At 73.6% G+C, this 20,459-nt stretch carries 18 protein-coding genes; 11 read left to right on the top strand and 7 right to left on the bottom strand.

The features are described 5' to 3' along the window. Positions 1–51: 51 nt before the first annotated feature. Entirely contained in the window at positions 52–489 is a 438-nt protein-coding gene (locus SLAV_RS36015) for an SSI family serine proteinase inhibitor (protein WP_244225259.1), read from the bottom strand. Positions 490–905: 416 nt separating this feature from the next. Here SLAV_RS36015 and SLAV_RS36010 point away from each other — a divergent pair, with 416 nt between their 5' ends. The 8 genes from SLAV_RS36010 to SLAV_RS35975 all read left to right on the top strand — a co-directional run bounded on the left by SLAV_RS36010 (position 906) and on the right by SLAV_RS35975 (position 10,786). Next, entirely contained in the window at positions 906–1,595 is a 690-nt protein-coding gene (locus tag SLAV_RS36010; protein WP_100661146.1) for a hypothetical protein, read from the top strand. 191 nt (positions 1,596–1,786) lie between these two features. Further along, on the top strand, positions 1,787–3,010 hold the full coding sequence (locus SLAV_RS36005) for a cytochrome P450, cyclodipeptide synthase-associated (RefSeq protein ID WP_100661145.1): 1,224 nt from the start codon (positions 1,787–1,789) through the stop codon (positions 3,008–3,010). Between the two features lie 76 nt (positions 3,011–3,086). After that, a complete protein-coding gene (locus SLAV_RS36000) occupies positions 3,087–3,479 on the top strand; it encodes a nuclear transport factor 2 family protein (RefSeq protein ID WP_100661144.1) in 393 nt (130 codons plus the stop codon). 178 nt (positions 3,480–3,657) lie between these two features. Continuing rightward, positions 3,658–5,676, top strand: a complete 2,019-nt coding sequence (locus tag SLAV_RS35995; RefSeq protein WP_100661143.1) for an AAA family ATPase — start codon at positions 3,658–3,660, stop codon at positions 5,674–5,676. 135 nt (positions 5,677–5,811) lie between these two features. After that, complete coding sequence (locus tag SLAV_RS35990; RefSeq protein ID WP_100661142.1) at positions 5,812–7,305, top strand: MFS transporter; 1,494 nt, start codon at positions 5,812–5,814, stop codon at positions 7,303–7,305. Positions 7,306–7,373: 68 nt separating this feature from the next. Next, the gene (locus tag SLAV_RS35985) at positions 7,374–7,850 is read left to right on the top strand and encodes an SRPBCC family protein (RefSeq protein ID WP_100661141.1); all 477 of its coding nucleotides are present in this window, start codon (positions 7,374–7,376) and stop codon (positions 7,848–7,850) included. A 57-nt stretch (positions 7,851–7,907) separates the two neighbouring features. Continuing rightward, positions 7,908–9,257, top strand: a complete 1,350-nt coding sequence (locus SLAV_RS35980; RefSeq protein ID WP_100661140.1) for a carotenoid oxygenase family protein — start codon at positions 7,908–7,910, stop codon at positions 9,255–9,257. A 26-nt stretch (positions 9,258–9,283) separates the two neighbouring features. Beyond that, on the top strand, positions 9,284–10,786 hold the full coding sequence (locus SLAV_RS35975; protein WP_234333804.1) for an alpha/beta fold hydrolase: 1,503 nt from the start codon (positions 9,284–9,286) through the stop codon (positions 10,784–10,786). 61 nt (positions 10,787–10,847) lie between these two features. Here SLAV_RS35975 and SLAV_RS35970 read toward each other — a convergent pair whose 3' ends face one another. The 4 genes from SLAV_RS35970 to SLAV_RS35955 form a co-directional block, all read right to left on the bottom strand. After that, on the bottom strand, positions 10,848–12,449 hold the full coding sequence (locus SLAV_RS35970) for an NAD(P)/FAD-dependent oxidoreductase (RefSeq protein WP_051841288.1): 1,602 nt from the start codon (positions 12,447–12,449) through the stop codon (positions 10,848–10,850). Positions 12,450–12,603: 154 nt separating this feature from the next. Continuing rightward, positions 12,604–13,143, bottom strand: coding sequence for an EF-hand domain-containing protein (locus tag SLAV_RS35965; RefSeq protein ID WP_030237105.1), 540 nt, complete (start codon positions 13,141–13,143; stop codon positions 12,604–12,606). Positions 13,144–13,304: 161 nt separating this feature from the next. Beyond that, positions 13,305–13,967 (bottom strand): CE1759 family FMN reductase, encoded by a 663-nt coding sequence (locus SLAV_RS35960; RefSeq protein ID WP_030237102.1) that lies wholly within the window; start codon positions 13,965–13,967, stop codon positions 13,305–13,307. Beyond that, on the bottom strand, positions 13,964–15,064 hold the full coding sequence (locus tag SLAV_RS35955; protein ID WP_030237100.1) for an LLM class flavin-dependent oxidoreductase: 1,101 nt from the start codon (positions 15,062–15,064) through the stop codon (positions 13,964–13,966). The genes SLAV_RS35960 and SLAV_RS35955 overlap by 4 nt, the downstream gene beginning before the upstream one ends. Before the next feature lie 229 nt (positions 15,065–15,293). On the opposite strand from SLAV_RS35955, the gene SLAV_RS35950 reads away from it, so the two are divergent. Then, positions 15,294–16,583, top strand: a complete 1,290-nt coding sequence (locus tag SLAV_RS35950) for a ClC family H(+)/Cl(-) exchange transporter (protein ID WP_051841287.1) — start codon at positions 15,294–15,296, stop codon at positions 16,581–16,583. 36 nt (positions 16,584–16,619) lie between these two features. Here the strand turns inward: SLAV_RS35950 and SLAV_RS35945 are convergent, their stop codons facing one another. Together SLAV_RS35945 and SLAV_RS35940 are read right to left on the bottom strand one after the other, a co-directional pair. Continuing rightward, positions 16,620–17,108: a hypothetical protein gene (locus SLAV_RS35945; RefSeq protein WP_051841286.1), complete on the bottom strand. Its 489-nt coding sequence runs from the start codon at positions 17,106–17,108 to the stop codon at positions 16,620–16,622. 176 nt (positions 17,109–17,284) lie between these two features. Then, positions 17,285–17,803, bottom strand: coding sequence for a MarR family winged helix-turn-helix transcriptional regulator (locus SLAV_RS35940; RefSeq protein ID WP_078950558.1), 519 nt, complete (start codon positions 17,801–17,803; stop codon positions 17,285–17,287). A gap of 64 nt (positions 17,804–17,867) precedes the next feature. On the opposite strand from SLAV_RS35940, the gene SLAV_RS35935 reads away from it, so the two are divergent. Both SLAV_RS35935 and SLAV_RS35930 read left to right on the top strand, forming a co-directional pair. Continuing rightward, positions 17,868–19,985 (top strand): MMPL family transporter, encoded by a 2,118-nt coding sequence (locus SLAV_RS35935; RefSeq protein ID WP_199922216.1) that lies wholly within the window; start codon positions 17,868–17,870, stop codon positions 19,983–19,985. Continuing rightward, positions 19,982–20,434: a UBP-type zinc finger domain-containing protein gene (locus tag SLAV_RS35930; RefSeq protein WP_063760351.1), complete on the top strand. Its 453-nt coding sequence runs from the start codon at positions 19,982–19,984 to the stop codon at positions 20,432–20,434. The genes SLAV_RS35935 and SLAV_RS35930 overlap by 4 nt, the downstream gene beginning before the upstream one ends. The last annotated feature ends 25 nt before the right edge of the window (positions 20,435–20,459 follow it).

The raw sequence follows: 20,459 nt of genomic DNA, 5'->3' as shown, positions 1-20,459 counted from the left end.
TTGCCGGGAAAGCACCCGCCCCTGCGGGTCCCGGCAGGCGGCTCCGTGGCGTCAGAAGGCGAAGAGCGGGTTGCCGTTCAAGGTCGTGGACATCTCGCACGCGTTGGGGAAGACGTGCTTCCATGCGATGCGGCCGCCGCGCCAGACGCCGTCCGCGGTGATGGTGACGGGGTCGTACTGCCTCGGACAGGGCCGGGCCGTGTTCGGGTTGGCCAGCAGGCGGCCGAGGTCCCCGCCGGTGGCGTTGAGGGCGTCGCACGCGGCCCTGGGGGTGGGGTGGGTGCCCTCGGCGGTGTAGCCGCAGCTGAGGACCGCCGCGCGCACGACGGTGGCACCGGTGGCGGCGCCGTCCGCCCGGGCGATGGTGAAGACCATGGCGGACGGGGAGGACGGGGCGGACGGGCTCGCGGGTGCGGCCTCCGCCAGACCCGCGGTGCCGGCGAGGCAGAGGAGGGCGGCGGCGGAGACGGTGGCTAAGCGGTAACGCACGAGAGGACTCGCTTTCGATTCGAAGGCCAATGATCGCACCACATCCCCCATGTGGCGATCAACTGGGGGCGAGCCTGCCAGATCTGAAGGTCCGCCGCACACCGGTGAGCGATTTGCGGACACCCTCGTTCGGATGCCGAACATCGGGGCGGCGTGTGTGGGGGAGTCGGGGGCGCGCCGCAGGTCCACGCCGTGAGGCGGTGCGGGGCCACGCCCGCCGCGGCCCGCCCTCCCGCGCCCCTCGCCCTGGTGGGGGTGGCGCGGGATCCACCGAACGACTGCCCAGAGTGGCCGAATCAACACGCTGAGGTGCCACCCCGCCACCGGAATCGAAGATTCAGCCATCCGGTAATCGGTCACAGACAGGAGGACCTTCGGCCCTTCGGCGACCCAACGGAAATTCTTATGGTTCAGCCATGATCATTCACAAGAATTCTCGCCGCAGCTCGTTACTGCTCCTGTCCGGCGCCACCCTGATGCTCGCCGCCGCCACGCCCGGGGCGGCGGCGGGTGTGCCCGGCACCTCCCTCTCCCCCGCCGGGCACCGCTTCTCGGCGGTCGCCGCCGGACCGGTGGTGTTCGAAGCCGGGCCCATCGTCGTCACCTGTGCCGCCTCCTCCTCGCTGCCCGGCACCGGCAGCCGCAACACGATTCCCGACGGGCCCGCCGCGGCCAACCCCGCGGGGCCGGTCGCGGTCCGCATCGCGCCCCCCACGTTCAAGGACTGCACCACGGACGCACCGGGCCTGCGCGTCGCGGTGGAGACGAACGAGGCGGCCGGTCCCTGGCAGGTGCAGCTGCAGTACGGCACCCCCGGCACCGCCCGCCTGTCCATCCCCTCCGGCGGCTTCGTGCTCAGGACCAGCGGGCTCCTGGCCTGCACGGCGACGGCCGCCCCCAATGGCCCGGCCACCGCCGAAGGCCGCTGGCGCCAGGAGGGCGGTCCCGCGGTCCTCCTGGAGCGAGCACCGATCCCGGTGAAACTGGAAGGCTCCTTCTTCTGCGCGACCTCGGTCACCTCCGCCACCATCACCGCGGAGTACACCGTGCGGAACACGACCGACCCCGCACGGCCCATCACGGTGGGACCGTCACTGCCGGGCTGACCCGGGCCGCTCACGCCCCCCTCCCCCGCCCCTGCGCCGGTGTCCGGTCGCCAATGACCCTCCGGACAAGGGTTGTTAACCTATGGCCAACAATTGGGGAGGGGTGGGGCGGCACCTCCGGCTCAGGACCTCCCGGCACAGGCATCCCCCCACGCGCCGCGCGCGATGCCGCACCCTGAGAGGTCCCCTCCATGCCCGTGGTCAACGACCGCATCAGCGTCCTGTCCGAGGACTTCGCCGCCGACCCGTACCGCCACTTCGCCCGGCTCAGGGAACGGACCCCGGTGCACTACGAGCCCGCGGTCGACGGCTACTTCCTCTCCCGCCACCGGGACGTGAAGCGGGTGCTGACGGACCACGAGGCCTTCAGCACCGAGACGTTGCAGGTACGCGCGGAGCCCGTGATGCGCGGGCCCGTGCTCGCCCAGATGACGGGCGCCGAGCACACGGCGAAGCGGAAGATAGTCATCCGGAGTTTTACCGGGTCCGCCCTCCGCGACCAGGTGCGCGCCGTCCACACCAATGCCGCCGAACTCCTGGCCCCCTTCCTCCCGCGGGGCCGCATGGACCTGGTCAACGACTTCGGCAGACCCTTCGCCGTGCAGGTCACGCTCGACGTGCTCGGGCTGGACCGCGGGGACTGGCGGCAGCTGGCCGACTGGCACGGCGGGGTCGCGGAGTTCATCACCGCCCTGACCCTGACGCCCGAGCGGCGCCGGCACTGCCTGGACTGCGCCGAGCGGCTGGAGGCCTACCTGCGCCCCGTGATCGCGCGGCGGCGCCGCCACCCGGGCGAGGACCTGATATCGAAGCTGTGCACCGCCGAGTTCGACGGCGTCGCCATGAGCGACCGCGAGGTCACCGCCCTCGTCATCAACGTCCTCGCGGCCGCCACCGAACCCGCCGACAAGACGCTCGCCCTGCTCTTCAAGCACCTGATCGACCACCCCGGACAGCTGGCGCAGGTCCGCCGCGACCCGGGCCTGCTGCCCGCCGCGATAGCCGAGACCCTGCGCCACACCCCGCCGGTCCAGCTCATCCCCCGCCGGGCGGAGCGGGACGCCGAGTTCGCCGGAGTCACCGTCCCCGCGGGCGCCACCGTCTTCTGCATGATCGGCGCGGCGAACCGCGACCCCGACGCCTTCACCGCCCCGGACACGTTCGACATCCACCGCCCGGACCTGGCCACCGCCCGCTCCTTCACCGCGGCCGCCCAGCACCTGTCCTTCGGCAGCGGACTCCACCAGTGCGTCGGAGCGGCCTTCACCCGCGCCGAGATCGAAACCGTCGCCGCCCTGCTGCTGCCGTTGCTCGACCGGGTCCGGTTCAGCCCCGGTTTCCGCTACCGGGAGACCGGCCTGTACACCCGGGGCCCCGTAGCCCTGCCCCTGGACTTCACCCCCCGCGGCGGCTGACGGCCCCCGCCCGTTCCCGTAATCCCGTACCCGTATCTCCCGCACCCTCCCCGAACGAAGCGAGCGAAGACCGACGATGCCCCCGACCGACATCACCCGCGCCATCAACGACCTGTTGTTCACCCCGGGCCTCGACCTCGCCGAAGCGATCGACCGGCACTTCACCGCCGACTACCGCCAGCGCACCAACGGCGTGTGGAGCGACCGGGCCGGCTTCGTCGAGCACATGACCCGACTGCGCTCCGTGGTCCGCGGCGGGCACATCGAGGTCCACGAGGAACTGCGCGACGGAGCGCACTACGCCGACCGGCACACCGTCACCGTCCTGCGGGACAACGGCCGTACCTCCCGCACCGAGGTCTACCTCTTCGCACGGATGGCCCCCGACGGCCGTTTCCAGCGCGTCGAGGAGACCACCCTCCTCGTCGACGGCCACCCCGACGACGGCAACCTCGCCACCATCAGGTGAGGGGAGCCTTTACCGATCACTGGTTCCTGCCGGATCCCCTTGCGCCTACGATCTCTGACGAAGCAGCGGCGGCCACGGCCCAGCGGGTCTGACCAGCCCTCGCGGTGGCCCCTGCCGGTCGGAACCGGACGGCGGTGCCGAACCCCTCCGGTGCGGTGACGAGGGGGTGGGAGACTCCATGGTGTCCGTGGGGGAAAGACTCAGCAGAGCGCGCGTACAGGCCTTCATCGGCCGGGACGAACAGCTCGGGCGTTTCGAGGAGGCCCTGGCCGGTGATCCGCAGGCACCGTTCGCGTTCTACGTGTACGGGCCCGGCGGCATCGGGAAGTCGACGCTGCTGCGTCGCCTGGCGGACCACGCCCGTGCGGCGGGCCGGCTGCTCGTCGAACTCGACGGCCGGTTCGCCGACCGGGACCCGGCCGACTTCGAGCGTGCCGCCGGGCCCTTCCTGGACGTTCCCGGCACCGTCCTGTTCGTCGACTCCTTCGAGCACTGCCAGTGGCTGGAGAGCTGGCTGTGGCAGCACTTCCTGCCCCGCGCCGCGGACGACACCCTGGTCGTACTGGCCGGGCGGCGGGCCCCGCAGCCCCAGTGGACCGCCGACCCCGCCTGGTCCCGGCTCCTGCACGTCACCGAGCTGGAACCCTTCTCCGACGACCAGGCCCGCCACCTGCTGACCGCCGCACGGATCCGGCCCGAACTGCGCGAGCGCGTCATGCGCTTCGCCGGCGGCAACCCGCTGGCGCTGTCCCTCGCCGCAGCGGCGGGATCGGCGGGCTGCGGCCGGGAGGAGATATGGGCCCCCTCGGCGGACGTCCTGCGCACCCTGCTGACGGGCCTGATCGGCGAGGTGCCCACGGCCGCCCACCGCCGCGCCCTGGAGGTGGCGGCGCAGGCGCGCTCGACGTCCGAGGAACTGCTCGCCGCCGTGCTGCCCGGGGAGGACGACCGGCACGACGCCCATCTGCTGTTCTCCTGGCTGCGGGACCTCCCGTTCATGGAATCCACCCGCCAGGGGCTCTACCCCCACGACGCCGCGCGCGAGACGCTCGCCGCCGACCTGCGCTGGCGGGCGCCGAACGCCTTCGAGACGATCCGCCGGCGCCTGGCGGACGAGTACCTGCGCCTGTTGCGCGAGGCGCCCGAGGACCGGGTGTGGACCGTCACCGACGAGCTGTTCCACCTCTTCCGGGAGGGCGCGACCCTGGCCCGGCTGCGCACCTGGTCCCGCGAGGACGAGGTGCACGAACGCCCCCTGCACCCCGACGACCTCGACGTCGTGCTGCGCATGGCCGAGGAGACCGAGGGGGCCGCCTCCGCGGAGCTGGTCCGCTACTGGGCCGAGCGCCAGCCGCGGGCGTTCAGCGTCTACCGCCTCGTCAGCACGGGCCGGACCGTGGCCTTCACCGCGCGGCTGGCCCTCTCCTCCCCGCCCGACCCGCAGGACCTGGCCACCGACCCGGTCGTCGCCGCGGCATGGGCGTACACCGAGGCGACGGCCCCGGTCGCCGCCGGCGCGCACATCGGCGTCAGCCGCTTCTCCGTCTACCCCGAGCGCTACCAGGTCCCCTCGCGCGTCATCGACCTGAGCAGTTCGCGGGCGCAGGCGGAGTCCGCCCGGGCCAAGGGCCGTGCCTACGGGTTCGCCGTCTACCGGGACGCCGAGACCTGGGCCGCACGCGTCAAGGGCACCCTCACCGACACCGGGGCGCGCCCGCGCGTCGGAGCCCACACGTACGGGCTGTTCGGCGTCGACTGGCGTCAGGAGCCCGTCGAGGCGTGGCTCCAGCGGTTCATATCGGCCACCGAAGTGCCGCCCCCCGCCGGCGCGGGCCCGTCGCCCCTTTCGCGCGCCGCGTTCGACCAGGCCGTACGGGAGGCGCTGGCGCACTGGCGCGATACGGGCGCCTTCGCGGCCTGCGCGCTGCTGCGCACCCGGCTCGCGGCCGACTTCGAGGAGCCCGTCGACGAGCTGCGCGCGCTGCTGCGCCACGCCGTCGACGACCTGGCCCGCGACCCGCGCGGGGTGCGGGCCCGCGAGGCCCTGACGGCGGGGCACTTCTCCGGCGCCCCCACCCAGGAGGCGGCCGCCCGCCGCCTCGGGCTCCCGTACGGGACCTACCGCCGGCACCTGCGGCAGGGCCTGGACCTGTTGTGCGAGGCCTTGTGGCAGCGGGAGGTGCACGGGTCCGGGTGACCGGTCCGCCGGCCGCGGCGACGACCGCGTGACGACCGCGTGACGGCCGGGGCGGACAGGTGCGGACAGGAGTGGACAGTGGAGGTGCCCGTCCGGCCTGGATAGTGGACAGCCTCCGGCCCGAGTCTGTGCGCCATGAACGCAGCACGCAGACAGACGTCCCGGCCGGGGGCGGTGCTCGCGGCACTCGCCGCGGCCCAGTTCACCGTCATGCTCGCCACCTCGATCGTCAACGTGGCCCTCCCGCAGATCCGTGCCGGGGCCGGGCTCTCGGACGGCGCGACCACCTGGGTGGTCAACGCCTACGGTCTGGCGTTCGGTGCCCTGCTGCTGGCCGGCGGGCGGGTCGCCGACCTCCTGGGCCGCCGCCGGGTACTGGTCGCCGGGCTCGGGCTGTTCGCGGCGGCCTCGCTGGCGGCGGGCCTGGCCGCCTCCCCCTCCGCACTGATCACGGCCCGCGCCCTCCAGGGCCTGGGCGCCGCCGCCATCGCCCCGGCCGCGCTGGCCCTGGCCCTGGACGGGGCCCCCTCCGGCGCCGGGCGCGGCAGGGCGCTGGCGGTGTGGGGGGCCGTCTCGGGTGCGGGCGGGGCGGGCGGCGTGCTGCTGGGCGGTGTGCTCACCCAGGCGTGGGGCTGGCCCTGGATCTTCCACGCGGTCGCGCTCGGCTCGGCACTGGTGCTCGCCGCCGTGGTGGCGTACGTGCCACGCGGGGCCGGCGGGACGGGCGGACGGTTCGACCTGCTGGGCACGGCCACGGTGACCCTGGCCCTGACCTGCCTGGTCTGGGGGCTGACGACGGCGCGCGGCGCGGGCTGGAGCGGCCCGTGGGTCCTGGGAGCCCTCGGGGCGGCCGCCGTGCTGCTCGTGGCCTTCGCCGTGGTCGAGGTCCGCCGGCCGCACGCGCTGGTGCCGCCGCGGCTGTTCGTCACCGGGCGGGTCGCCGCGGGCAACCTGCTGATGGCGCTGCTGGGCTCGGTATGGATCGCCCTGTTCTTCTTCCTGCCGCTCTACCAGCAACAGGTGCTCGGTGAGGGCCCCTTGGCCACCGGCGCCGGGCAACTTCCTTTCGCCGCGGCCAACATGCTCGGCTCCGCGCTCGTCCCGCGGCTGTCACGGCGCTTCGGCGCCCCGGCGGCCCTCACCTCGGCGCTGCTCACGGAGGCCGCCGGGCTGCTGTGGCTGTCGCGGATCGGTGCCGACGGCAGCTACCTCACCGGCGTCCTCGGCCCGAGCCTGCTGATCGGCCTGGGGCTCGGCGCCGCCTTCGTCCAGCTCACCGCGCTGGCCGTGGACGGCGTACCGGCGCAGGACGCGGGCCTGGCCGGCGGGCTGGTGAACACCACCCGGCAGGTCGGTGGCGCGATCGGTCTGGCCGCCCTGACCACACTGGCCGGCTCCGTCACCGCCCACGCGTCACCGCACCTGCCCGTCGCGGAAGGGCTCACCGCGGGCTACCGGACCGCCTTCACGGTCTCGGCCGCGGTCCTGGTGGCCGCGGCGGTGCTCGCTCCGCTCCTCACCCGCCGCGCCCCGGCCCGTACGGCGGCCGCGCCCTCCTCCCGCACCCCGGGCGACCCCGTCCACCCCGCTCGCGGCCCCCACGCCGCCCGCCCTCCCGCGTCCGGCTGAACCGCTGGATCAGCCGGCCGCCACCCCACACCCACTCAACCCCCCTCACGCAGACAGGAAGCACCGCCATGGTCACCATCGACGAGACCGCTCCCGTCATCGTCCGTCTGGGCATCGGCATCCACGCCCCGCTCGCGACGGTGTGGGAGCTGCACACCGACATCGCCGGCTGGCCCGACTGGAACACCGACATCGAGGAGGCCGGGCTCGACGGCCCGCTCCTGCCCGGCGGCTCCTTCAGCTGGCGCACGCACGGCCTGGCCATCACCTCCACCGTGCACGAGCTGGTCCACGGCCGGCGCATCGTCTGGGGCGGCCCGGCCGCGGGCATCGACGGCATCCACGTGTGGACCTTCGAGCAGGGCGGCGACCGCGTCGTCGTCCGCACCGAGGAGTCCTGGAGCGGGGCCCCGGTCGACGCCGCGGCAGACGAACTCCGCAAGGCCCTCCACGACTCGCTCGACAACTGGCTCTCCCGCCTCAAGGCCCGTGCCGAGCCGCCCGAGTTCACCGACCGGGCCGAGCAGCGGGCACAGGCCGCCTGAGCCCCCCGCCCCGATCATCCCGTCCACTCCCTCCACCGGAAGAGGTCCGTCCCCGTCATGAACACCACCACCAAGCCGTACCTGACCGGCCACTACACCCCCGTCGCCGACGAGGTCACCGCCACCGAGCTCACCGTCGAGGGCGCTCTGCCGCCCGAGCTGACCGGCCGGCTGATCCGCAACGGGCACAACCCCAAGCCCGGCGTCACGCCCACCCATTGGTTCAAGGGCAGCGGCATGGTCCACGGGATCCGGCTGCGCGAGGGCCGCGCCGAGTGGTACCGCAACCGCTGGGTGCACACCCCCGCCCTCGACGGCGCCCCCTACATGACCGAACAGGGCCCCGACCTGACCGCCAGCACCGCCGGCACCCACGTCATCGAACACGCCGGACGCCTGCTGGCCCTGTGCGAGGCCAACCTCCCCTTCGAGCTCACACCCGAACTGGAGACCGTCGGCGCGTACGACTTCGGCGGCAGGCTGCGCAGCGCCATGACCGCGCACCCCAAGGAGGACCCGCAGACCGGTGAGCTCCACTTCTTCGGATCCTCTCCGTTCCCTCCGTTCCTGACCTACTACGTCGCCGACGCCAAGGGCGAGATCACCGACAGCGCCGAGGTCCCGGGGGCCACGGCCTCCCTCAAGCACGACTTCGCCGTCACCCGCCGCCACGTGGTCTTCATCGAGGGCAACGTCACCTTCGATCCCGCCGAGCACTCCGGCATCCCCTACGCCTGGAGCGACGGGCAGCCCGCCCGCATCGGCGTGATGCCGCGCGGGGCGGACGGTGCCCGCCACGTGCGCTGGTACTCCATCGAACCGGGCAGCCTGCTGCACGTCTCCAACGCCTACGAGGACGGCCAGGGCCGCATCGTCCTGGAAGGCCCCACCGTGGACCGCGAGGGCTTCCGGCTCTCCTGGAACTGGTGGGTCGGCGCGCCCGGTCGCGGCAGCGAGCCCGCCTCGCGCTCCTACACCCGCCGCTGGGTCATCGACCCGGCCGACGGCACGGTCGCCGAGCAGATCGTCGACGACCTGCCGGTGGAGTTCCCCACCCTCAACGAGGCCTACCTGGGTTCCGAGAACCGCTACCAGTACGCCATCTCCTTCCCCGACGAGAAGGGCTTCGGCGGCTACGGGGTGGTCAAGTACGACCGCACCACCGGCGCCCGCCGGATCCGCCAGGTCGGCGATTCCCGGATGCCGAGCGAGGCCGTCTTCGTGCCCGCCGCGCACGCCACGTGCGAGGACGACGGCTACCTCCTGACCGTCGTCTCCGACCTCAAGCAGGACGCCTCGCAGCTGCTGGTCCTCGACGCCTCGGGCCTGGAGCAGGTCGCCGCCGTCCACCTGCCGCACCGGGTGCCCGCGGGCGTCCACGGCTCCTGGATCCCCGACCACCTCTGAGCACACCACCCCGAAGAAGGAACGACATGACGACGACAATGACCAGACGCCGCGGGTACGCGGGCTGGACGGCCGCCGCGCTCTCCGCGCTGCTGGTCCTCCCCGCCGTCCCGGCGCTCGCCCAGCCCGGACAGCCGACCCGCCCGCAGGCCTACGCCGCGGGCCCGATCGTGTGGCGCGCCTGCGCCGACGCCGACTTCAAGGGCATGCAGTGCGGATCGGTCCGGGTGCCGGTCGACTGGTCCCGCCCGGCCTCCGGCAGCCTCTCCCTCGCCGTGGTCCGCCGCCCGGCCGACGACACGGCGCACCGGCAGGGAACCCTGCTGCTCAACGACGGCGCGGGCGGCTCCTCGATCGAGCAGCTGCGCCTGGCGATTCGGGCGGAACTGCCCGGGTTCGCCGAGGACATGACCCAGAAGTTCGACCTCGTCGCCGTGGACCCGCGCGGCGTGGGACACAGCACGCCGATCGTCTGCGGGGCGGAGCCCAAGCCCGCGGGGATCAGCCACTTCCCGCAGGACCAGGCCGCGTTCGACGCGCTCGTCGCCCACAACCGGACGTTCGCCGAGGACTGCCTGCGCCGCAACGGCCCCCTGGTCTCCCGCGTCGACCTGACCAGCACCGCACGGGACTTCGAGGCCGTGCGCACCGGGCTGGGCGAGCAGCGGCTGAACTGGTACGGCATCCACTACAGCACCCTCCTCGGGCGCACCTACGCCGCCCTGTTCCCGGGCCGGCTGCGCACGATGCTCCTGGACACCGCCCTGGACGACACCGGCTCGCCCCTCGAACGTGCCGTACGGGAGGCGGCGAGCGCCGAGACGGCCTTCAACCGCTTCGCGGCCTGGTGCGCCGCCTCCACGGACTGCGCGCTGCACGGCAAGGACGCGGCGGCCGAGTACGACGCCCTCGTCGCCCGGGCCGACCGTGAGCCGGTGCGGACCGGCAGCTCGGCCCACCGGCCGCTGACGGGCGAGGACATCCGCGAGGCCACGCAGGACTTCCTGACCCTGACGTACCCCACCTGGCCGGAGCTGGCCCGGGCGATCGTCAAGGCCTCGCAGGAGGGCGACGCGAGCCTGTTCACCCATGACCCGGACGACACCCTCGATCCGGTCCAGGTCCAGGTGCCCGCGTGCCTGGACAACGCGCGCCCGGTGCGCGACTTCGCCGAACTGTCGCGGCTGCGGGCGGAGCTGGCCCGGGTCTCACCGCACCTGGGCGGGGCGGTGCGCTCGTACAAGGCCCTCGCCGGCTGCCTCGGCTGGCCGGTCCCGGCCGCACCGGTGAAGGCCGGACCCCCGGTCGCGGGCGCTCCGCCGGCGCTGGTCCTTCAGTCCACGCACCAGGCCCTGGCCCCGTACGAGGCGGGCCCGGCACTGGCCGCCCAGCTGCCGGGCAGCGTGGTCCTGGCCCGGGAGGGCGATGACTACAGCATGTTCCTGGTCTCGAAGTGCGCCAGGAAGGCCGCCAACCTCTACCTGACCACTCTCGCCCTGCCCGCCCCGGGCACCACCTGCACCATCTGAGCGGACCCCGACGGCCCCGCGAGCTGCCTGCTCGCGGGGCCGTCCGGCCGACCGGCCGGGGTCAGAAGCCGCAGGACGCCCGCGCGTCCTGGAAGCGCCCGGGGTGGCGCCGCCGGTACTCGACCAGGGACTGGGCGACCGCGGCGCCTTCGCCAACGGCCGCACCGACCCGCTTCACGGATCCGGAGCGGACGTCGCCCACGGCGAAGACTCCGGGCAGGCTGGTCTCCATCGGCAGTGCCTCCGGCCCGGCGCCGCCGTTGCCGGTCAGGACGTAGCCCCGGTCGTCCAGCCTGAGCGTGCCGTCGAGCCAGTCGGTCGAGGGGCGGCCGCCGATCAGCACGTAGAGGCAGTGCGCGGAGACCGTCCGCTCGGCGCCCGTGCGCTCGCGCAGCCGGAGCCCGGTGAGGGTGTTCCCGCCGAGGCATTCGGCCACCTCGGTGCCCAGCAGGACCTTCAGGCCCGGGGTCCGCTCGATGCGCTGCACCAGGTAGCTCGACATGGAGGCGCCGAGGTCGGTGCCCCGCACCACCAGGGTGACGCTGCGGGCGTAGCGCGCGAAGTACAGGGCGGCCTGTCCGGCGGAGTTGCCCGCGCCCACCATGTACACGTCCTCCCCGACGGTCGAGGGGGCGTCGGACAGGCAGGACCCGTAGTACACGCCGGAGTTGAGGAGGCGGTCGACGCCGGGGGCGGTGAGGCGGTTCCAGTCCACGCCCGTGGCGACGACCACCGCGGCCGCCGTCACCGAGGCCTTCTCCTCGGTACCCGCCTTGGTGAACTCGACGGCGTGGTCGCCCGTGCCGGTCGGGGTCACCCGGCCGGCCACCCGGGTGGGCTGCCACTCGACGCGGGCCCTGCGGGCCTGTTGCAGGGCCCGCTGGGCGAGGTCGCCGCCCGTGAGGCCCACGGGGAACCCGAGGTAGTTCTCGATCCGTGAGGTCGATCCCGCCTGCCCGCCGGGGGCGTCGTCCTCGATCACGACGACGCTCATGCCCTCGGCGGCGGCGTACACGGCGGCGGAGAGCCCTCCGGGGCCGCCGCCGATCACCGCGACGTCGTAGTGGTCCTGTTCGGCCGGCCGGATGAGCCCGAGCCGTTCGGCCAGCTCGCTGATCGAGGGGTCCACCAGCTCGGTGCCGTCGCCGAGGCGGACGCGCACGGGGGCGTCCCGTACGTCCTCGTCGGGCAGCCAGCGGAAGATCACGTCGCTGCGGCCGAGGAAGTCGCGTACCGCGTAGGCCGCGGGCGAGAAGCGGCTGCCGGACACCTCGGCCGTCGGCAGATCGCTGCGGAAGGCGGCGTTCCAGGTGCACAGGGAGTCGTCGAGGGCGCCGCGGAGGTGCTCGGCCGGGTTCCCGTCGCCCGCGGCCTGCGCGGTGCGCGCGCCGGGCACGGCGTCGCAGAGCCCGGTCAGCGACAGCCAGCGCACGCCGGGGTGCGCCGCCCCGGGCTCGGGGGCTTCGTCGGCGAGCACGGCCGCGACGGGCACCTGCCGCTCGGCCAGCGAGTTCAGCGCCCGGACCACCTCCGCCGGGCTCCCGACCTGCAGCACGCGGAACGAGGTCCGGTACCAGCTCTGCACCAGCTCGGCCGTCTCGTGGCGGCGGAGCGGATCGGAGTCGGAGAGAACGATCACCGGCAGTGCGGCTTCGGCGGCCATCAAGAGGTCCTCCAGATAGGTCTTGGGAGATCGGGTTCCTCTTGCGTTCAACGAGCGGGGAGGCGATGGGAATCGGCCCGCGGGCTCCGGAGCTGCCGGAACGTCCCCGCGGGCGGGCGTCAGGGGGGTGCGCGGGCACCCCCCTGCGGACCCCTCAGAGGCGGCCGAAGAACTGGTTCCCGCGGGCCGCGTGGTTCTCGCTCGTGTAGTACTCCTTCATGGCGGAGCTGATCTCGTCACGGCTCAACTGCCCGTCCCCGTCGACGTCCAGCCGGTCGAAGGCCTCGTCGAAGGTCTCGCGGGGCAGGCGGAACATGCCGTGGAGCAGCGAGGTGTACTCGTCACGGCTCACCATGCCGTCGCGGTCGCGGTCGGCGAGCTCGGTCCAGGCGTTGCTCATCGTCCTGATGCGCTCCCAGATCCTGTTCCGGTCCGTGACGATCCGCGCCCGGAAGGCGGCCCGGAACTCCTGCCGGTCCACCCCTCCGTCGTCGTTCTTGTCCATCGCCTGGAAGACGGTGTCCCAGAGGTCCGCCAGCGACTCCCGCAGTGCGGCCAGGGCGTCCGGGGCGAGGCCGTGCGATTCGGCGAGCCGGTCCGAGAGACCGATGACGTCCGACTTGACGAGCCGCCCGTCCCGGTCCGAGTCGAAGACATCGAACGACCGGTCCAGCTTGATGTCCAGAACGCTCACGACACCATCCCCTTCACTTCATGCAGTCATCTCGTGACGCTGCGTGGCGGGGCCCAGGAAACCACACGCCGCGCCCCTCCCGCAGGCGAAGGAGGGGTGACTGCGCGTTCCGGGTGACACGGCCCGCCGCCGGGCGGCCGCCCGGCGGTCACGTGGTGAGGTCATGCGGTGAGTCCGGCCCGCAGCGCGGCCAACCGCTGTTCGAAGGGCACCGGAGCGAAGCCGTCCGCCGGGTCCACCGATGTGATCGCCCCCGTGGACGAACGGGGTGCGATCGCGGTGGCGGTGTCCACGTCCGGGGCGGTCGGCGCGGGGGCGGGCGCCGCGAAGCGTGCCAGCTCGGTGCCGGCGCGGTCGATCCGCCGTGCCAGACCCTCCTGGCCCCAGTCCTCGGAGGCCGCGTAGACGGCGGTCGGCACGACGAGTGCGCGCAGGTGGGTGAAGAGCGGGCGCAGGGCGTGTTCGGTGACCAGGGAGTGCCGGGCCGTCCCGCCGGTCGCGCCGACGAGGACGGGTTTGCCGGTGAGCGCGTCCTTGTCGATGAGGTCGAAGAACGATTTGAACAGGCCGCTGTACGAGGCCGCGAACACCGGGGTCACGGCGATCAGGCCATCGGCGGAGGCCACCGCGTCGAGCGCGGCGGCCAGGCGGGCGGGCGGGAACCCGGTGACGAGGTGCTGGGCGATCTCCGTGGCCAGCTCCCGCACTTCGATCACCTGGGGTTCGGCGTCCACGTGCCGGAGCGTCGCGGCCGCGAGGCGGTCGGCGAGCAGGCGGGTCGAGGAGGGTGAGCTCAGCCCCGCCGATACGACGACGATCTTCATGCCCGCGTCCCCTCCTCCGCGTTCTCCCGGGCCGCGGTCACGCGGGCCCGGTGCGTGGGCGCGTCCGGCACCCCGGCGGGACGCAGGTTCGCGAACTCCTTGCGCAGCACCGGCACGACCTCCTCGCCGAGCAGGTCGAGCTGCTCCAGGACGGTCTTCAGGGGCAGGCCCGCGTGGTCGATGAGGAACAGCTGGCGCTGGTAGTCGCCCGCGTACTCCCGGAAGGAGAGGGTCCGCTCGATGACCTGCTGCGGCGAGCCGACGGTCAGCGGGGTCTGGGAGGTGAACTCCTCCAGGGAGGGGCCGTGGCCGTAGACCGGGGCGTTGTCGAAGTAGGGGCGGAACTCGCGCACCGCGTCCTGGGAGTTCGCCCGCATGAACACCTGGCCGCCGAGTCCGACGATGGCCTGCTCGGGGGTGCCGTGGCCGTAGTGGGCGTAGCGCTGGCGGTAGAGCTCGATCATCTGCCGGGTGTGGGAGGGGGGCCAGAAGATGTTGTTGTGGAAGAAGCCGTCGCCGTAGTAGGCGGCCTGCTCGGCGATCTCGGGCGAGCGGATGGAGCCGTGCCACACGAAGGGGGCCACTCCGTCCAGCGGGCGGGGGGTGGAGGTGAAGGACTGGAGCGGGGTGCGGAACTTGCCCTTCCAGGTGACGGTGTCCTCGTCCCACAGGCGGCGCAGCAGCGCGTAGTTCTCGATGGCGAGGTCGATGCCGTCGCGGATGTCCTTGCCGAACCAGGGGTAGACCGGTCCGGTGTTGCCGCGGCCCATCATCAGGTCGACGCGGCCGTCCGCGACGTGCTGAAGCATCGCGAAGTCCTCGGCGATCTTCACCGGGTCGTTCGTGGTGATCAGGGTCGTCGAGGTGGAGAGGATCAGGTTCTCGGTGCGCGCGGCGATGTAGCCGAGCATCGTGGTCGGCGAGGAGGGGACGAAGGGCGGGTTGTGGTGCTCACCGGTGGCGAAGACGTCCAGACCGACCTCTTCGGCCTTCTGCGCGATGGCGAGCATCGCCTTGATCCGCTCGTGCTCGCCGGGCACGCGCCCGTTCGTCGGGTCGGGCGTGACGTCACCGACGGTGAAGATCCCGAACTGCATGGCTCCCCTTCCAAGGTTGTTGACAATTCAACTATACCCGCTAACAGGAGGTGCGGACGATCTATTCCGGGGCCGGCATCGAGTCCGCCGCCTTCGTGGAGGCCCGGTTCGGCCGGTCGGGGTGGCGGGCGGGCCGGACGCGGCGCGGTGCGCCACCGCGGGCCGTCCGAGCGGGGAGACTGGGCCGACAGGTCCGCGCGGCTCGCAGGACTCGCAGGAAGGGTGGCCCATGCCCGGGGTTCGGCGGCCTCTCGGAGCGGACGTACGCGCCTTCGCGGTCACGGCTGCGGCAGGATGCCTGGTCGGGCTGGTGGGTGGCGGCTTCCGGTGGTGCCTGGAACGGGCCGACGCGCTCCGCCGTACGCTGCTGACGGCCGCCGCCGGGCTCGGAGCGGCCGGAGTGCTGGTCCCGATCGCCCTGACCGCGTCGGGCGCGCTGGTCGCCCACCTCATCGCCCGGCGGGTCCCGTACGCGGCCGGCAGCGGCATCCAGCACGTGGAAGCGGTATGGCGGCAGGAGAGCGACACACACCCCTGGAGGCTGCTCCCCGCGAAGTTCGCCGGTGGTCTCGTCGCGATCGGCTCCGGCCTGGTCCTGGGGCGGGAGGGCCCGACCGTCCACATGGGCGCCGCCATCGGGGTCCTGGCCGGCCGGCACGGCAGGCTCGGGACCGAGGACGCCCGGATGCTGCACACCGCGCTCGGCGGGGCGGGCCTGGCCGTCGCGTTCTCGGCCCCGCTGAGCGGGCTGCTGTTCGTCTGCGAGGAGGTGACCCGTTCGTTCCGCCCCCGTCTGGTGCTGTTGACCCTGCTCGGGACGGTCACCGCCGTGAGCTGCACCCGGCTGATCGTGGGCGACGCCCCCGCCTTCCCCATGCCGGACCTGCCGAGCCCACCGCTGTGGACGCTGCCGGCGTTCCTGCTGTTCGGCGCGACCGCCGGGGCCCTCGGCGCCGCGTACGCCCACCTGGTCGTCGGAACGCTGGAGCTGTGCGACCGGATGACGCGGGTACCGGCGCCACTGCGGGCAGCCGCGATCGGCGCCGTGGTCGGCGCGCTGATGGCCGCGGACCCGCTGCTGGCCGGCGGCGGGGACGTGCTGACGGAGCGTCTGCTGGGCGCGGCGGGCCCGGGCGTGACGGCACTGGCGGTCTACCTCGCCGTCCGGTTCGTCGCGGGCCCGCTGAGCTACGCGGCCGCGACCCCCGGCGGGCTCTTCGCCCCGCTCCTCGCCCTCGGCGCCCTGTGGGGGACGCTGGTCCACGCGCTCACCGCGCCCGTGCTGCCCTCCCCCGCGCCGGGGCCGGCCGCGTTCGCCGTGGTGGGCATGGCCGCGCTGTTCACCGGAGTCGTCCGCGCACCGGTCACCGGCATCGTCCTGGTCGCGGAGATGACGGGCACCCTCTCGCTGTGGCTCCCGCTGCTCCTCGCGTGCTTCGCGGCGACGGTCACCGCCGACCACCTGGAGAGCGAGCCGATCTACGACAGCCTGCGCCACAGGATGCTGCAACGTCCCTGACGGGACCGGAGCGCGGCGGCGCCCGCGCCGAATCGCTCAGCCCGCTCCCCGTTCCGTGGCCCGCGCCACCAGTTCCTGCAGCGCGGACCCCGTCGTCATCACCTTCAGCGGTGGTAGGCCGGCGATCGCGCGGTCCAGCCAGGCCGTGTCCGCGAGCCGGTGGATCTCGCCCTCGGCGACCAGGCCGGACAGCAGGGCTTCGAGGAAGACCACGTCGGCGACGGGATACCAGTGCGGATGGCGGTCGAAGAAGATCTGGCGGTCCTCGTACGGGTGCCGCACGGTCATGTGCAGATAGCCGCCCCGCCTCCCCTTCAAGGGGCCCCGCAGGCCGGCGAGCATGCCGAGCAGGGTGACCTGTTCGCCTCTGGACGGGAACTTGCCGCCGACGACGACGCCCATGCCGAGCATGATCCTCGACCAGGGGATCAGCTCCGTCGAGGAGTCCCGCGCGTGGGCGCACATGCCTTCCTCGCGGAACTCCACCCAGGCGCCGCCGCCCGGCCGCCCGGGATCGCCGATCATCCAACGCCCGTCCACCCGAACCAATGGACCCAGAGATCGAACCGTGTCAGCCATGGCTCGATTGGATCAGACGCGTGCATGACACCTGATCAATTTCGGCCATCCGCGCGCCGCCTCCCGACCCGCGGCCCACCACCGGGGTCGAGTCCGGTGTCGGGCCCGGGTCGGCGGGCCCTTCACCCGGACCGCGGGGCCTCCAAGTAGGTCCGATAGGCACGCGCCACGTTCCGCAGGTAGGCCAGGGCTCCCTGCCGTTCGGCCTCGCTGAGCCCGTCGGACGCCTCGAACAGCACCTCCAGCAGGGGCGCGAGTTCGCCCATGACGTGCCGGAAGCCGCTGTCGGTGACGTCCAGGACCTGGCGCCGCCCGTCGTGGGGGTGCGGGGCCCGGCTCATGTGCCCTTCGGAGACGAGGCGGTTGACCGACTGGGTGCCGGCGGCGGTGGTCACGCCGAGCCTGCGTGCCAGTTCGGCCGGTCCGATCGGCTCTCCCGCCCCCTTGGCCAGCATCACGTGCTCCACCGCCTCGACGTTCGTCAGCGGCATCTCCAGGCGCTCCGCCAACACCCCGCGGGCGAGCTGCGTCAAGGTCAGCACCTCGCGCAGCGCCTGCGCGAGGGCGTCGGACTCCGGCATCCCCCCGGGCCGCCCCGCAGTCGTGTGGGCCGCCTCGTCGCGTGGCTGGTGTTGCGTCATGGCGTCAAGTCTGTCACGGTGAAATTAGCTAAGTTACTTAACTACTGAGCGAGGGTGCGCCACCGTGTCCCGAACCGTCCCCGACCGTCAGCCGACCCGTTCCGCCCCTGGCACCGGCCCCCGCAGCAGCCCGCGGGCGTACGCCTGGCTCGTCCTCCTGCTCACCGTCGCGGGCCTGGCGGCGGCCTTCGCCCTCGGTCCTTCCGGGGCGGCCACCACGGACTCGGGCGGCGGCGCACTGCCCGCCTCCTCGCAGTCGGCCCGGGTCGCCGGGATCGTCGAGACCTTCCCGTCCGGCGCGGTGGCGCCCGCCGTCGTCGTCTACAGCAACGCCGACGGCGCTCCCCTGACCGCCGCCCAGCGCGCGGAGATCGACCGACGGGCCCTGCGGCTCGGCGCCCTGGGCCTCGTCCCCGGGGCGGCGCGCCCCGAGGTGACGGGGAACAAGGTCGCGACGGTCCCGGTACTGCTCGCCACCGACACCGGCGAGCGGCAGAACACCGCGAGGATCGAGGAGATCCGCGCCACCGCCTCCGAGGACATCGACGCCCCCCTGCGGGCCCAGGTCACCGGTGGACCCGCGTTCCGGGCCGACATCGCGGCCGTCTTCGAGGGGGCCGACACCACCCTGCTGATCGCCACGGGCTCCGTCGTCGCGGTCCTGCTCCTGATCACCTACCGCAGCCCCGTACTGTGGCTGGTCCCCCTGCTCGTGGTGGCCTCCGCCGACCGGTTCGCCGCGGGCCTGGTGGGGGCCCTCGCCCCGCACGCCGGCATCGAGGTGGACGCCTCGTCCGCCGGGATCCTGTCCGTGCTCGTCTTCGGAGCCGGAACCAACTACGCACTGCTGCTGGTCTCCCGCTACCGCGACGAACTCCACCTCACCGCCGACCGTTTCACCGCCATGGCCCGTGCCTGGCGCGGCACCGCCCCCTCCGTCCTCGCCAGCGGCACCACCGTCGTCCTGAGCCTGCTGACCCTGCTGGCCGCCGAGCTCGGCGGCAACCGAGGACTGGGTTTCGCCGGCGCCGTCGGCATCCTCGTCGCGATGGCCTTCGCCCTCCTGGTGCTGCCCGCGGCGCTGGTCCTGCCGGGACGCCGGCTGTTCTGGCCGCTGGTACCCCGGCGGGGCGAGCCCCGGGCCGTCGACCGCGGCGGCATCTGGTCGCGCATCGGCACCGCCGTCTCCCGGCGTCCCGCACTCGTCGCGCTGGCCGGGACTGCGGCCCTCGTGGCCCTCGCTTCCGGCGGCCTCGGCCTGCACACCGGCCTGGCCCAGGCGGACTCCTTCCGCAAGACCCCCGAGGCCGTCCTCGGCCAGCGCACGCTCGCCACCGTCCGGCCCGCCGGGGCGGGCGAGCCGCTCACCCTGATCTCCTCCCCCGCCGCCGCCGACGAGGTCCTGGAGGCGGCGCGGCGCACCCCCGGCATCGCGGACGTCACCGCCACGGAGCGCACCGACCGGTACGCCCGCGCCGAAGCGGTGCCGGCCGCCGCACCCGGCACCCCGTCCTCCGACGACACCATCCGCGCGCTGCGCACGCGTCTCGCCGGAATTCCGGGGGCCGATGCGCTCGTGGGCGGCACCACCGCCGGGAACTACGACGTGGAACGGGCCACCGCGCACGACACGCGCCTGGTCGTCCCGCTCGTCCTGGCCATCGTCTTCCTCGTCCTCGCCGCACTGCTGCGCTCCCTGGTGGCCCCCGTCCTCCTGGTGGCCACCGTCATCGGGTCCTACTTCGCCGCGCTGGGAGCGGGCCGGATCGTCTTCGGCACGGTCTACGGCTTCCCCGCGCTGGACAGCACCGTCCCGTTGCTGTCCTTCCTGTTCCTCGTCGCCCTCGGCGTCGACTACAACATCTTCCTCATCGCCCGCGCCCGCGAGGAGACCCTCTCCGGGCACCCCACCCGCACTGCGGTCCTGCGCGCCCTGACCGTCACCGGCGGTGTGATCACCAGCGCCGGCGTCCTGCTGGCCTCCGTCTTCGCGGTCCTCGGGGTCCTCCCGCTGATCACCCTGACCCAGATCGGCGTCATCGTCGGCATCGGGGTGCTGCTCGACACCCTCCTCGTCCGTACCGTCCTGGTACCCGCACTCGTCCTGCTGACCGGCAACCGCTTCTGGTGGCCCGGACGCCCGACCGCCACCCGGCAGCACCCCGGAGGAGGAACACCATGACCGCTGCCCACGGGCAGGCCCCCCGCTGGACCACCGCCCCCGACGGCGGGCGGCCCGACGGCACCACCTGCGCCCACCTCGACCAGGACCTCCTGCCCACCGACCGCGGAGCGGAGCGGGGCTGCGCCGCCTGTCTGGCGCTCGGAACGACCTGGCACCGGCTGCTGCGCTGCCTGACCTGCGGAGAGGTGGGCTGCTGCGACAGTTCCCCCGGCCGCCACGCCCACGCGCACGCGCAGTCCTCGTCCCACCCGATCGCCGAGTCGTACAGGAGCGGGGAGAACTGGGCCTGGTGCTACCGCGACCACCTCTACCTCGTCCCGGCACCACCGGCCCGCGGCCGGCCGGTGCATCCAGGGGCCCGGCCGCGGGCGAAGCGGGGGGAGAGGGGTGAGGGCGGTGACGGGCCCCGCCGTGGCGAACCGGCCCCCGGTGAGAACGGGACGTAGCGTCTCCCCCACGAGGGGGACCGGG

Origin of the sequence: Streptomyces lavendulae subsp. lavendulae, from assembly GCF_002803845.1 — a bacterium.
Lineage (GTDB): Bacteria > Actinomycetota > Actinomycetes > Streptomycetales > Streptomycetaceae > Streptomyces > Streptomyces lavendulae.
Note: the sequence above shows the minus strand (reverse complement) of the source record. Positions and strands in the feature narration are given on the sequence as shown.